The organism is Collinsella sp. 4_8_47FAA (assembly GCF_000763055.1).
GTDB lineage: Bacteria > Actinomycetota > Coriobacteriia > Coriobacteriales > Coriobacteriaceae > Collinsella.
This window is the reverse complement of record NZ_KN214134.1, coordinates 357,819-372,330: the sequence shown is the minus strand read 5'-3', so window position 1 is coordinate 372,330 and position 14,512 is coordinate 357,819. Positions and strand designations below refer to the sequence as shown.

The following is a 14,512-nucleotide window of genomic DNA, read 5'->3' as shown; positions in this document are numbered from 1 at the left end:
CGTCCGCGCTACAGCACCGCGCACAACACGGCGAGCAACGCAACGCCGGCCGCGTAAACCGCATCGCGCCAGCCAAAGCCGCTCCGTGCAGGCGCCGGATACACGCCGGCGAAGCCGCGGCACAGCATGGCCTCGTCCATCGCGCGGCTGCATTCCATCGCCTTGATAAACGTCATGCCCATGATACCCGCCAGCGAGTCGGTACGCGAAAAACCCGCGGGCGCGGAACCGACGCTGCGCAGCATGACCGATTCGCACAGATCGTGCGCCGTGCGTCCCAGCACCTCGATATGCTTGAGTGCCATATCAAACGTAAAGATAACCTCGTCGGGCAGGTGCAGCATTTTGAGCGCCGCCGACATGCGGCTCCAGGTAAGCGTCCACGAAACACCCAGCACCAGCGACACATTAATAAACGTCTTGAGCGCGATCTTGAGCATGGCGCCCGTGGCAGACGCGCCCAGCAGCAGGGCAGGCAGTGCCAGAACCACGGCAAGCCCCGTGGCGCCGAGCGCCGGTACAAAGGTCGCACGCAGCCCGCGTGCGGGGCGCACCGCGACCAGCACCAACGCGATTGCCGCCATCAGCATCAGGTACAGCGGACTCTGCGTCAGGCACACGCACAGGACGCAGACGAACATCCCCACCAGGCGCACCGGAGCCGAAACGCAAGAAAGGGCGCGGTCGACCATCGACCCGCCCTCGTGCGCGCCTCCACCCAGGCGAACCCGCTCAAGCAGGCTCGCCAGGTGCAGGACATTCTTTTGCATCACACGATGCCGAGCCCCCGCGGGCTCGTAACGCTGCTCGGTCGCAAGCCAGCTAGGCAGCTCGGCTATTGCCATGAGCACCGCTTTCCTTGACCGTCAGCGAGATCAGACGGAATGCGATGGTGAGCACCGCCACGCCAATCACGCCGGACAGGATATACATGGCAGCCTGACCGGCAAAGCCAAGACCCTGCTCCTCGGAATAAGCCTGCAGGTAATCACCCGTGGGCAGCGCGTCGGCAAAGGTCGGGGTATCGAGGCCGACCGAAGCCTGCAGGCTGTCGTCGCCAGCCTCCTGAACGGCGGTCGCGGCGCCCTCGGCGTCCCACTCACCCCAGGCGTCACCGGTGGCAAGCAAGCCCAGCGGCGTGGCCACCACGAGCACGGCGACCAAAATGAGCGTGGGGACCAGCGAGGTCTTCTTGGCAGCAGCGCCCTCGGCAGCAAGCTGGCCATCGACGGCCTCGGGCCCGACGATAATGCTCGGCGCCGTCTTCTTAATGAAACCGTAGATGGCGGCCGTCGCCACGCCCTCGATCACACCGGCAACCAGCATATGCGGGATCAACATGGCCGGAATAGCCACGGACAGCGGGAAGGGGCAGTACAGCGGAGCGCCCGAAGCGTTGGTGAAGAGCATCGGCTGAATACCGAACTCGACCGCCGCGCACAGGGCCGCCAGGCACAGGCCAACCCAGCCGCTCACGATGGCAGAAACCGAAGTGCCCCAGCTCTTGTCGTGCAGACGGCTGTTGAGCGCACGAAACACGATAGCAGCGACAAACGGCAGCACAAAGGCCATGTTAAAGCAGTTGGCGCCAAACGACAGAACGCCGCCGTCGCCAAATAGCAGCGCCTGCAGCGCCAGCGCGACCGAGACAGCGATAGCCGCGGCCTCGGGGCCCAGCAGCAGCGCGATGAGCGCGCCGCCGACGGCGTGACCTGTGGTGCCGCCGGGCAGCGGCACGTTGAACATCATGAGCAAGAAGGAGAATGCGGCGCAGATGCCCAGGAACGCCATATGCTCGCGATCGAGCGTGGCACGCACCTTCTTGATGCAGTGAACCCAAACGGGCACCATCGCCACCGCCATGACGGCATCGGTCTGCGGGGACAGATAGTTATCTGGAATGTGCATGTACGCCTCCCGGTTGTCGGCGCACAGAATTGCAACGCCGCTTAAATCACCTTGACAGTGTTACGTATTGTCAAATTCGTAACACGACGCGGGCTATCATAGCAAAACGGCGCACTGCCGACAAAGCAGCACGCCGTTATGTAATGCGCGTGTCATATATACAGGCTCAACGGTGCCTCATACCGAGCATAGCGGTCACGTAGGACTCGGCGGCAGCCACCGCCGACCCATATCCCAGTGCAGGACCTATCCGCGGACCTCGCCGTTTACGCCCTTGCACACCTTGGTGACGATCTTCTGGTGTGCTTTTTCGACCTCTTCGCTGGTGAGTGTGTGGTCGTCGGAGCGATACGTAAGCGCAAAGGCCATGGACTTCTTGCCCACGCCCACGCGGACCGGGTCGCGGTAGACGTCGAACAGGCGCACGCCCTCGAGCAGCTTGCCACCGGCGCTGGTAATGCGGCGCTCAAGATCCTCGCAGGTCACGGAGTTATCGACCACGATAGCCAGGTCGTGCTCAACAGCCGGATACTGCGAGAACTCGCGGTAGTTCTCCTGGTTGCGAGCGCCCTTGATCAGCTTGTCCAGATCGAGCTCAAAGGCAACGACGACCTCATCGATGCCCATCGCCTCGCGCGCCTCGGGGTGAATCTCGCCGACCCAGCCCAGCACGGTGCCGCCGGACAGGACCTCGGCGGCGCGACCCGGCTGCAGGAAGGCATAGCCCTCGCCCTCGACGGGACGGAAGCGAACCTTCTCGATGCGCAGCTGGGCGAGCAGCTCCTCGACGATGCCCTTGCCAAAGAAGAAACGCAGCTTACGGTACTTCATGCTCCAAGACTGCTCGCTCCACTGGCCCGAGAGCACACCCGCCACGGACTTGGTCTCCTTGGGTAGGCTGGCGTTCTCGCGGCCGTGGAACAGGCTGCCGACCTCGTACAGGTGCACGTTGGGCGTGCCGTGGGCCTCGTTATAGGCCACAGACTGCAGCAGGCCCGGCAGCAGCGAGCGGCGCATCTCGGTCTGCTCGGCCACCAGCGGGTTCATGAGCACCACGGGGCAGCCGCGGCCCTCGGTGGACATGCCGATCTTCTCCAGGTCGCCCGGGGCGGCAAAGCCAAAGGTCGTGGTCTCGTTGAGGCCACAGGCGCGCAGGATCTCGCCGACCTTGCGGGTAAGCTTCTGCTCGCGCGTCAGACCGCCGATGTGGTTCTTGGCAGCCGGGATGGTCGCCGTGACGCGACCCATGCCCCACAGGCGCAGGACCTCCTCGATCAGGTCAATCTCGCGCGGCAGGTCGGGACGGAAGCTCGGCGGGGTGACCATAAAGTCCTCGCCGTCGCGCTCGACGGTGCAGCCCAGGCGGGTGAGCGAGCGCTCGATAAAGTCGGGCTCGATGTCGGCGCCGCAGATGGCGTGCACGCGGGCCAAGCGCAGCTTGATGCTGTCGATGGTCTTGGGCGCGGGGAACACGTCCACATAGCCGGGGGCGACCTCGCCGCCGGCGATCTGCTCGATGAGCGCGCAGGTAACGTTGGCGACATCCACGCAGCCGGTCTCGTCGACCTGGCGCTCAAAGCGAATGGAGGCGTCGGAGATCAGCGACAGGTCGCGGCTGGTGTGCGAGGTGCGACCGGCGTTGAAGCAGGCGCTCTCGACCATCACGTCGACGGTGTCGTCCTCGATCTCGGAATCCATGCCGCCCATAACGCCGGCCAACGCCACGGGACGCTCGCCGTCGGTGATGAGGCCCATACCGGCGTCGAGCACGCGCTCCTCGCCGTCGAGCGTCGTGAACTTCTCGTCCTGCTGGGCGGCGCGAACCACCACACGACGGTGGCCATCGCGCTCGGCAAAGGTGTCCAGGTCAAAGGCGTGCAGCGGCTGACCGGTGAGCATCATCACATAGTTGGTGATGTCGACGATGTTGTTGTGCGGGCGCACGCCCAAGGCGTTAAGGCGCTTGACCATCCAGTCGGGCGACGGGCCGACCTTGACGTTGCGCACGATGCGGGCAACGTAGCGGTCGCACAGGCCCTCGTCGGCAATCTCGACCGAAAGCTCGTCGTCGGTCGCGCGGCCGGTCTCGGCCTTGATGGCGGGCAGCTCAACGTGGAAATCGCGGTCGAAGATGGCGCCGGTCTCGCGGGCCATGCCGATCATGGACAGGCAATCGGGACGGTTGGGCGTGATCTCGCAGTCGAGCACGGTGTCGCTCGAGCCCACGTACTCGGCAAACGGCATGCCGCAGGGCGTATCCTCGGGCAGGATCATGATGCCGGAGTGGTCGCCGCCCAAGCCGAGCTCGCGCGCGGAGCAGTTCATGCCCATGGACACGACGCCGCGAAGCTTGCTCTTCTTGATCTTGACGTCGCCGGGCAGGACAGCGCCGATCATGGCCGTGACGATGTGGTCGCCGGCCTCGAAGTTCTGCGCGCCGCAGACGATCTGCAGCGGAGCGGGATTGCCGTCGGCGTCGAGATTCTTGTCGCCCACATCGACCGAGCACACATACATGTGGTCGCTATCGGGGTGCGGGATCTTGGTGAGCACCTTGGCGGTCACCACGTGGTCGAAGGACTCGCCCACGGTGTCGATCGCCTCGACCTCGGTGCCGGTACGGATATATTCGTCCGAAAGGGTCTTGGGATCCTCCGGAATATCGATCATGGTCTTGAGCCAGTCGTAAGAAACGCGCATGTAGCTCTCCTAGTTCTTAATCTCCGCATAGGGAGGAAATATCAAATGAAGACGTTCGCCTTAGGGTTGTCCAGGTGCCCCAGGTTGGCGTGAAAGAGGAGCGACGCGTACTAAAGGTACGCGAGCGACGGTTGAACGCCAAGATGGGGTGCCTGGGCAAGCCTAAAATTGGTTCAGGAAACGCATATCGCCTGTCATCAGGGTTCTGAGGTCCGGCAGGTCGTAGCGCAGGGCCGCGACGCGCTCGGCGCCAATACCAAAGGCGAAGCCGGTGTACTTCTCGGGGTCGATGCCGCAGTTGATCAGGACGTTGGGGTCGACCATGCCGCAGCCCAGGATCTCGATCCAGCCGCTGTGCTTGCAGAAGTTGCAGCCCTTGCCGCCGCACACGTGGCAGCTCACGTCCACCTCGCAGGAAGGCTCGGTGAAGGGGAAGAAGTGCGGGCGATAGCGCGTCTTGCGATCCTCGCCAAACATGCACTTAACAAAGTAGTCGAGCGTGCCCTTAAGATCGCCAAAGGTGATACCCTCGTCGACGACCAGGCCCTCGATCTGGTTGAACTGCGGCAGGTGGCAGGCGTCGGCCGTGTCGGGACGGTAGACGGTGCCCGGGCAGATCATGTAGATGGGCGGCTTCTGCGACTCCATGGTGTGGATCTGCACGCCCGAGGTCTGGGTGCGCAGCAGCACGTCGGACTCGCCGTGAGCGTGAGCCTCGGGATGCGCGACGCTGCCGGGGTTGTTGTCGACCACATAGAACGTGTCGCGAGCCGAGCGACTCGGGTGATCCATGGGCGCGTTGAGCGCAGTGAAGTTGTAGTAGGAGGTATCGACCATGGGGCCGGACTCGACGGTGTAGCCGATGCCGCAGAAGATGTCCTCGGCCTCCTCGATAATCTGCTTGATCAGGTGCTGGTGACCGATCTGCGGACGAATGCCCGGCAGCGTGATGTCGACGGCCTCGTGCTCGAGCGCGTGCTTGAGGGCGGCGGCCTTCATCTCGGTGGTGCGCTCGTCGAGCATGCCCTCGATCAGCTGGCGCATCTCGTTGGCGCGTTTGCCCATCATGGGACGATCCTCGGGAGCGAGCTTGCCCATCATGCGCATCAGGCCGGTGATACGGCCCTTGCGGCCGAGCAGCTCAACGCGCGCGGCCTCGAGCTTGGCAGCGTCGTCGGCGCCTGCGACGAGCTCCTTGGCCTCTTCCTCGAGTTTGACCAGATCATCAATCAGACTCATGTCTTCCCTTTCGTCTCTCGCACATCCGCGCTCCGGGACGGCTGACGCCGCCCGATGTTGCGGATGCGCGGCCCGGTTCGGTAACAAAAAAACCGCCCTCGGGCATGTACATTGCCCAAGGACGGTTGAATTCCGCGGTACCACCTTGTTTGACCCGGCGGATGTCTGGCCCGCCGCGCCCACTCTGTGCCTCTTGTCGCGAGGCTCACGGCTTCCCTACTGGGACTTTGCTGCCACTGGCCGCGTGCCCGTTGAGGTCGCTGCTCGGGAGTGAACGCTTGGCCCTTGCCACCGCAGGAAGGCTTGCAGCCCATGACCTTCCCTCTCTTGCCGGCGACGCGGCGGGCAAAACCCTCTCCGTCAACGCATTGGGCTATAGGATAACACATTTCGCGAGCGCATCGCCGCGTTCCGTTTTATTCGCGCTGGGTACAAGGCAGGTAGCTGTGCAAACTGGCCGCGCACCCGCCTGCGGCGCTCGGCCTGCGAGATTAAGGATACGGTATGGGAAAGAAACTCGATAAGAAGGCCAAGGTCGCCGTGGCAAAGGCCGCCAAGGGCGTCAAGGCCGCTAAAGTCGACAAGGCCGTCAAAAAGTTCCGCAAACTCGAGGGCAAGCTGTGGACTCGCGAGTACCTGCTCAAGATTGCCGAGTTCGATGGAGCGACGATTGCTCCTGCCAACGGCGCTGCCGCCCGTGCCGACGCCATGGGCACGCTTGCCGGCGAGCATCACAAGCTGCTGACCAGCGAGAAGTCCGTTGAGCTCGTACGCTCGTTAGCACGCGAGACGGTTGCAGGCGGACACGTAGACGACCCGCAGCTGCTCGACGAGATTCGCGTGCTCGGCCGCGACCAGCGCGAGGCAAGCGTTATTCCTACCGAGGAGGCCGAGGCCTGGACCAGGCTCACCTGCGAGGCCGACGCCGTGTGGCACAAGGCCAAGACGGCCAACGACTGGGCGAGCTTTGAGCCCTATGTGGATAGAATCGTCGCCCAACTTAAGCATCAGGCCGAACTCATGGACCCCAAGCGCGACCCATACGACGTTTGGCTCGACCAGTACGAGCGCGGCCTTTCTGCCGAGAGCTTCGATGCGTTTTGCGATGAGGTCAAGGCGACGGTCGTGCCGCTCGTGCACGCCATCGGCGAGCGCGGCCAGCAGCCCGATGCCGACTTTTTGCACGCCCGCGTGCCCGAGGCCGCCCAGCGCGCCATGAGCTTTGACCTTATGAAGCTCGTCGGCCTAGACCTGGACGACACCACGCTTGCCTTTACCGAGCACCCGTTTAGCGAGGGCTTTGCCGTGGGCGATGCGCGCATCGCGACGCACATCTACGAGTACGACTGTATCTCCAACGTCTTCAGCATCATCCACGAGGCAGGTCACGCCATGTACGAGCTGGGCGTGAACCCCGCCTATGCGCGCACGTGCCTGGAGGGTGGCACCTCCATGGGCATCCACGAGAGCCAGAGCCGCTTTTTCGAGAACACCGTGGGCCGCAGCCGTGCCTTTATGGGACCGCTGCTCGAGGTGCTGCGCCGCCACGCACCCGAGGTCTACGGCGACGTCGACGAGGACACGCTCTACCACGCCGTGAACATCGCGCAGCCTTCGCTGATCCGCACCGAGGCCGACGAGCTCACCTATCCGCTGCACGTTATGGTGCGCTACGAGATCGAGCGCATGCTGTTTGCCGGCGAGGCCACGGCCAAGGACATCCCCGCGCTTTGGAATCGCTTTATGGATGAGTACCTGGGCATTCCCGTTCCCGACGACACGCACGGCTGCCTACAGGATACGCACTGGAGCGGCGGCTCGTTTGGCTACTTCCCCACGTATGCGCTGGGCAGTGCCTACGATGCCATGTTTGTGCCGGCCATGTGCCGCGACGGCGTCGACCTTACCGGTGCTTGCGCGAGCGGCGATCTGGCGCCCGTCCGTGCCTGGCTGGGCGAGCACATTTGGCAGTGGGGCCGCGCCAAGGACGCGCCGGAGCTCATCAAGGGCGCCTGCGGCATGGCGTTCGATGCCCGCTACTACTGCAGCTACCTCCAAGACAAGTTCACCACGCTCTACGAGCTGTAAAGCTTAGGCGACACGCCAACGCAAAGGGGGCGCCGCGGAACCAATCCGCGGCGCCCCCTTTCCACCTAGTCGTTTAAGAACGTCCCCAATGACTACCTTACAGAGCTTCCAGCGCGTTGGCGATGCGCTTCATGGCGGCATCGGCGGATGCTTGGTCGGGCGCCTCGGCCAGCACGCGGATAACCGACTCGGTTCCGCTCTTGCGTACGAGCACGCGGCCCTCGCCCGCCAGCGACGCCTCGGCCTCGGCGATGGCGTTCTGCACGCCCATGTTCTCGAGCGCGGCGTCCTTGTCCGCCACGTGCACGGCCACCTGCGCCTGCGGCAGCAGCTTGCACGGAGCCGTGAGCTGCGAGAGCGTCTCACGCTCGGCACGAATCACTTCCATCACGCGCAGCGAGGTCATAATGCCGTCGCCCGTGCGCTCGATATCGCCAAAGATCGTATGGCCCGTCTGCTCGCCACCCAGGCTGTAGCCGCCCTCGCGCATCTTGGCATACACGTGACGGTCGCCCACACCGCTGGTCACGGCGCTCAGACCGGCAAGCTCCAGCGACTTGACCAGGCCAAAGTTGCTGGCAATCGTCGGCACCACGGTACCGCCCGAGAGTCGCCCGTGCTTGTTCAGATACACGCCGCACACGTACAGGATCTGATCGCCGTCTACCACGCGACCGCGCTCGTCCACGGCCAGGCAGCGATCGGCATCGCCGTCATAGGCAAAGCCCACGTCCAGGCCCTGCTCCACCACATGGCGCTGCAGGCGCTCCATATGCGTGGAGCCGCAGTCGACGTTGATGTTAAAGCCATCGGGCGCGGCGTTGATCACGCGCACGTCGGCGCCCAGTGCGTCGAACACCGGCTTGGCCACCGAGGATGCCGAGCCGTTGGCGCAGTCGATACCGATCTTGACGCCCTGCAGCGAAAAGTTCGCGCTGGCGATGAGCGAGGCAATATAGCGGTTGCGGCCCTGCATGTAATCGACCGTGGCGCCGATATGGTTGCCCGTTGCCAGCGGTACCTCGCTCTTGCCATCGATGTAGTCCTCGATGAGCTCCAGCACGTCCTCGTCCATCTTAAAGCCGTCGCTGTTGACGAGCTTAATGCCGTTATCGCAAAACGGGTTGTGGCTCGCACTGATCATGATGCCGCAATCGAAGCAGCCCTCCACGGTCTGATGTGCCACGCCCGGCGTCGGGATCACGTGCAGTATATAGGCGTCCGCACCGCTCGCGACCAGGCCGCTCACCAGCGCCGCCTCGAACATATAGCTCGAGCGACGCGTGTCCTTGCCCACGATGACGCGCGCCTTGCGCTCGCGGTTGACACCGTAATACCAGCCCACAAAACGGCCAATCTTATAAGCATGCTCTACCGTCAGCCCAACGTTGGCCTCACCGCGAAAGCCGTCGGTGCCAAAGTACTTCATGCGCTCTCCTTACAAAATAGGGGCGGACAGATTGCCTGTCCGCCCCAAAATGGTACTCGATTATCTGCGCTACCAGAAAAACCCTACGCCGACGCGCTGTCGCGAGCCGCCTGGCATGTAGGGGTCTGACGCAGCGTAAGAGGCTTGTCCCCCGCCTCGGCCGACGTGGTCAGCGTATACGTGATCGTCGTCGTCTCGCCAGCATGCAGGTCAACGGTGCCCGAATAGAAGGGGATTCCATGCCACGTAGCGGCACCAAGACCAAACTGGGTACCCTCAACCGTAAGGTCACTGATGTTGCCACCCGTCGGGGCAAACAACGAGACATTCAGACGCTCGTCGTCACGCGCGGCATCGGGCGCGCTCGCCGCAACGTAGTCGGGCAGCTTGCCAGCCTCCTCCTGCGTCATGATGTTCGTCAGGGTAACGGTGATGTGATAGGAGCACGTGCCGTCGCCGTTCTTCACGCCCTGACCAATCTGAGTGTCGGCGTTCAGATACCAGTCGAGCTTGGAGAAGCTCAGGTTGTTAAAGTAAACGCCGGCAACGGGATCGGCACTAGGATCATCCGGATCGGGCAGCGAAGCGTCAATGCCCGTCTCTTTGATGGCATTCTGCTCATCATCGTTTCTCATCCACGCGATCAGGCGGCCCTCTTCGGCACCGCGCTCAACGGCGCTGACAAGCTTCGTAACATCGACATCGCCGATACCGCCAAGGACCTTGTCGAAGGCAGCGCTGGCGACGGATGCAAAGATGCCGTCCGACTCCTCGACCGGATAGTTCCAGTACACATCGTGCATGAGGACCTTTGCGGCGTTGGTGCCGTCGACAACCGTTCCGTCGGGCAGTGACACGTTACCGACCAGGCCCAGCAGATACTGCAGGAACACCGGGTCGATACCGATGACGCCATCAACGTCCTGTCCATACTGGGACTTCCACAGCGCGGCGACACGCTGCGAGTTGCGGGGCCAATCAGGCGAATAGGTATTGCCCGAGTTGTACAGGTTGCTGTGGTTGCCGAACAGCGCCTCATCCTCTTCGTCGACGCTCTCGACCGCCTCATCCTCGCTGAGTCCAATGCGGGGAACAAACTCGCCAATCGACATCTGACCGTCGGTGACCGAAATCAGGCCCTGCGAACCGCCAAAGCCGCCGCAGGCACGAATCTCGACGTTGTTCATGGCGTACATAAGGTAGTTGCGCGTCTGGCCGTTGGCGCCGAGCATCTGGGGAAGGACGGGGGCGACCTTCTCCGCCGCGTCAACCGCGCCGTTGAGGGTGGCAAAGCCGTCCTTGGCCTTATCGACCAGCTCGGTCACCTGGGAAATATGAGTATCGCCAATGCCCTGGACCTTCTCGTTGGCGCTCTTGAACACCTTCGAGCTGCTGGAAAGCGAATCGGCGACCGCCTGCAGCGCGGACACGTTAATCATGCCGTCCTGGAACAGCTTGCCGGGCGTAGCCTGCGAAAGGTTATCGGCCATGGGAACCAGCGCATTGCTCGAGACATCGGACAGGGCGTCAATCATGGTGCGGGCCGCATTGATATCGCTGCCATACACCGGGATAAACGAAGCCGCCGTCCACAGCGGGCTCGAGGTCTCCGCCTTCATGCTGTTACAGAGCTCATCGATCTTCTTCGCGTCGTCAGGCAGCGTCGAAAAATCGCCCGACGTGACCTTGTCCTTAAGGCCACCGACGATCTCGACAGCCTCCTTCGCTTCGCTCTTTACGGTCTTTGCCGAGTTAAGCAGCATAAAGCCGCTTGCGCCAAGCGCAACGAGAAGCACCGCGACTACAGCGGCAATAATGGCGCCGGTGTGACGCTTTTTGCGCTCGCCCTTGCGATGGCGATGACGGACCAGACCGTCAGAGGTCGAACTCGACGAAGCATCGCTACCGTAGTTCAAGCCAAAATCGTAATAATCTTCCTTGGAACCCGAGCCCGCAAACTCGGCACCGCTATCATCCAGGCGGGCGAACGTGCCTGTCTCGGAGGCGCCGGTGTAAATCGTGCCGAGGTTACCCGTAAGCCCCGCGCCACCGGCAGAGGGAGTATTGTTGTCGGCCTTGCCGGCATTAACGTTGCCGGCGCCATTCGCGGCGTTGGCAGCACCTGCGTTGTTCGCAGGTACCGAAGGAGCCCCGCTCGGCTGCGACGCAGAGGTTGCACCGCCCGCAAAGACATTTCCTCTTGCACGGCCGGTCTTTTTTGCCTTTTGAGACTGCTCGTACAGAGCGGTAAACATCGCCGTCTCGCCCGGGGACACGCGCTTACCGGAACCGCCCTGTCCAGCGCCGCCCGGCGTGCCGGCCTTACCAGCCCCGTTCGGACGCGGCGGAACTGCAGGGCGGCCGCTATCGCTGCCCTTAAAGTGATTACCAGCCATAAAGAAATCCTCGCAATTGAGTCGCAATGAAAAAGTCCATAACGTTACTAGTTTATGGCATTTTGAGCATCGACAGCTAAACTCCAGACACGGACATCAATTGGCGAAAATGCGGCACAACACCTTTTCCGTCTTGGCAGCGGCGCTAGCTACACCGTGAGGAACATCATCACGATGATCATGACAAAGCCGATAAGGTCGGTCGGCAAAAACACCGTCCCCAGCATAACGGCGCTGGTGATGGTCGCCGAAACCGGCTCCACAGTTCCGATGAGGCTCGCGCGCACCGAGCCGATGTCCTTAACGCCCTGCATATAAAGCATGTAAGCAAAAAACGAGCCGATAACCACGAACACCGCGAGCGCCTCGATGCCGGCAGCGTCGAGCGCCGGCATATGCGCCCAGGGCTGCACGAAGACGCACGAGACCACGCCCGCCGTGAGCATTGCCGAGCCCGTGACGATGGGGCTGCCGTATTCGGGCAGGATCTTGGCGGGAATCACCGCCATACACGCGGCGCTGACCGCACACATAAGACCTGCTGCCAGGCCAAGCGGCGAGATATTCAGGCTGGTGGGGTCGCCGCCGGTGGCGATTAAAAAGGTTCCACCCAGAGCCAGGCCAATGCCGATGACTTCGCGAGTACGCGGCATACGGCGATCGGTCACGCAGGCGTAGCCCATGATGATAACGAGCTGCAGGCACTGGAGCACCGTCGCGGTTCCGGCGTTCGTCAGGCGCACGGCCGAAAGATAGCAAAACTGGTTGAACAGCAGGCCAAAAGCGGTAAAGAGCAGCAGCTGCTTGCGATCAGCGGGCGTCGTCCAAAGCTTGACCAGGCGTGCGCGGTCGCGCGTGACAACCACAGCCATAAAGAGCAGGCCGGCGAGAATCTGACGCACGCTCATAAGCCACAGCGTATCGACATGGTAGGTATCGAACAAAAAACTCGCGCTGGTGCCCGAGAAGCCCCAAAACGAACCGCCCACCAGCGTAGCCAAGACGCCCGTGATCATCTTGCGCGTCGAAGCGCTGTTCAGGCGGTCGCGCCATGCGCGACGGGTGTTGCGGCTGAGCTCGTCGGTGCCCTCGGGCACATCAATGTTCGATATATCGGTCATCGGCACCGAAGCCCCTGCGCCTTCGACCTGCTCGACACACTCTTTGCTCATTCCACTCCCCCGAAACAGCCTGGAAACAATTCGGCTTACCTTACCACGGCGAAGTCACCAGCTGGAGGCTTGTCCGCTTATCGGTAGGACAATTCCGCAGGCGTCTTTCCATAGCTCGATACCGCAATGGCCTTGCATTATGCGACAGCCAAATCGCGGCAGCAGGCTCTTTTGAAATGGATGCGACAAAGCCCCCGAATTCCACAATGTAAGCGATTTTTAAAAATGTTCTTGCCACCGAGTTCAGGCTCCGTTATATTATCCCTTGCGCGCTTGCGCACCCTTGATCGGGCGTTTAGCTCAGGGGGAGAGCGCTTCCCTGACACGGAAGAGGTCAGAAGTTCAAATCTTCTAACGCCCACCAAATGTTCGCAGCTCAGAGGCTATGTCCTCTGGGCTGTTTTGTTTTATGTCGCCAAATCAGCTGGCAGCTCCAACCGCCCAACTAGCCAAAAGCCGACCATCTACTTGCCGATCTATTCATCGGCATAACCAATCAGTCCGCACCGCAACTTCTCAGCAAAACGCCGCGATGTCTGCGCCCTGCGGTATCCTTGAGCCACTTGCACCTGCAGCACCAAGGAGCCGCCATGCGCACCGAGCTCGATGTCCCCTTTTCGCACAAAGAAGAAGCCAAGGCGCTGGGCGCCAAATGGGACCGGACCAAGAAGATCTGGTATGTACCCAGCGGCGTCAACCCCGAGCCCTTTGCCGAGTGGCTGCCCGGTGTTGACCGATCCGACCCCTCAGCGCCGTATATATATCTAGTACTGGGCAAGCGCGAGTGCTGGAAGTGTCACAAAGAGACCTCGGTCGCAGCCTTCGGCATTCCCTATCGAACCGATAACGACGAGAGCATCGCCATCGCGCACGCGCCCAACGAAGCCGGGTACATTGCCATCGACACGGCCAACGCCAACGCACTCGCCATCGTGCCCGCTCTTGGCTGCGTACCGGGCGAGATCCGCGACTACCTTCATAAGCGCTGCGGCTACAAGCCCGTAGGCGCGCGAGCCTCCAAAGCCCCGTCGCTCGGCAACACGTGCACCAGTTGCGACGCGCTGCAAGGCAGCCGCTATCTGTTCGAGGAGCCCTCGTCCCCGTTTGCCCTCACTGCCATCAACAAGCTGCCGGCACTGGAGTTTATACGCGTCGAAGTTGCCGGCGTCTTTGGCGTCCCGGTCACGCGTACCGACTTTGACCAGGCGCTCTTTACCTGGGCACGCGACCATCACGCCGAGTTCCACAAGCAACTCGGTGAGGGGATTTATTTGTAGAGGCAAAAGACACTCACAGCCAACTCCTCCGCATCACCTATCCCTCGTCGCCGGCGTCGTACACGATATCGAGGCCACAAACAGGGCATTTCTCCGGATACACCGGCATATGAACGCCTGTCCGTTTTCTCACTTCGTCGCTGAGTCTGTCGCGCGCATCGATAAACCGAATGTCGAGACACGGTATTTGCGAGCCGCAGCAAGGGCAGGTGACGACAAACGACGCGCAATCAACCTCTACGCTCGGAAACATATTGTTGTCTATAAGGGCACACGGCAGTTTTCCGTACTTCCCCATCGCAA

At 62.2% G+C, this 14,512-nt stretch carries 9 protein-coding genes and 1 tRNA gene; 3 read left to right on the top strand and 7 right to left on the bottom strand.

The window, feature by feature from the left end; translation table 11 throughout:
• Positions 1-8: 8 nt before the first annotated feature.
• The 4 genes from HMPREF9463_RS01745 to pheS form a co-directional block, all read right to left on the bottom strand.
• Complete coding sequence (locus HMPREF9463_RS01745; protein ID WP_035136805.1) at positions 9-845, bottom strand: energy-coupling factor transporter transmembrane component T family protein; 837 nt, start codon at positions 843-845, stop codon at positions 9-11.
• Positions 823-1,908, bottom strand: coding sequence for a cobalt transporter CbiM (gene cbiM / locus HMPREF9463_RS01740; RefSeq protein WP_035136804.1), 1,086 nt, complete (start codon positions 1,906-1,908; stop codon positions 823-825). The genes HMPREF9463_RS01745 and cbiM overlap by 23 nt, the downstream gene beginning before the upstream one ends.
• A 246-nt stretch (positions 1,909-2,154) precedes the next feature.
• The gene (gene pheT / locus HMPREF9463_RS01735) at positions 2,155-4,608 is read right to left on the bottom strand and encodes a phenylalanine--tRNA ligase subunit beta (protein WP_035136803.1); all 2,454 of its coding nucleotides are present in this window, start codon (positions 4,606-4,608) and stop codon (positions 2,155-2,157) included.
• 162 nt (positions 4,609-4,770) lie between these two features.
• Entirely contained in the window at positions 4,771-5,847 is a 1,077-nt protein-coding gene (gene pheS / locus HMPREF9463_RS01730) for a phenylalanine--tRNA ligase subunit alpha (RefSeq protein WP_035136801.1), read from the bottom strand.
• 504 nt (positions 5,848-6,351) lie between these two features.
• Here pheS and HMPREF9463_RS01725 point away from each other — a divergent pair.
• Positions 6,352-7,935 (top strand): carboxypeptidase M32, encoded by a 1,584-nt coding sequence (locus tag HMPREF9463_RS01725; protein WP_035136799.1) that lies wholly within the window; start codon positions 6,352-6,354, stop codon positions 7,933-7,935.
• A gap of 97 nt (positions 7,936-8,032) precedes the next feature.
• Here the strand turns inward: HMPREF9463_RS01725 and glmM are convergent, their stop codons facing one another.
• The 3 genes from glmM to HMPREF9463_RS01710 all read right to left on the bottom strand — a co-directional run bounded on the left by glmM (position 8,033) and on the right by HMPREF9463_RS01710 (position 12,932).
• Positions 8,033-9,364 (bottom strand): phosphoglucosamine mutase, encoded by a 1,332-nt coding sequence (glmM, locus tag HMPREF9463_RS01720; protein ID WP_035136798.1) that lies wholly within the window; start codon positions 9,362-9,364, stop codon positions 8,033-8,035.
• 83 nt (positions 9,365-9,447) lie between these two features.
• Entirely contained in the window at positions 9,448-11,760 is a 2,313-nt protein-coding gene (locus HMPREF9463_RS01715; protein ID WP_035136797.1) for a DUF4012 domain-containing protein, read from the bottom strand.
• Positions 11,761-11,909: 149 nt separating this feature from the next.
• Complete coding sequence (locus HMPREF9463_RS01710; protein ID WP_192919570.1) at positions 11,910-12,932, bottom strand: DMT family transporter; 1,023 nt, start codon at positions 12,930-12,932, stop codon at positions 11,910-11,912.
• Between the two features lie 289 nt (positions 12,933-13,221).
• Between HMPREF9463_RS01710 and HMPREF9463_RS01705 the strand changes: the two genes are divergently transcribed.
• Positions 13,222-13,296, top strand: a tRNA-Val gene (locus HMPREF9463_RS01705).
• A 226-nt stretch (positions 13,297-13,522) separates the two neighbouring features.
• A complete protein-coding gene (locus HMPREF9463_RS10340) occupies positions 13,523-14,209 on the top strand; it encodes a DUF5710 domain-containing protein (protein ID WP_052043999.1) in 687 nt (228 codons plus the stop codon).
• The last annotated feature ends 303 nt before the right edge of the window (positions 14,210-14,512 follow it).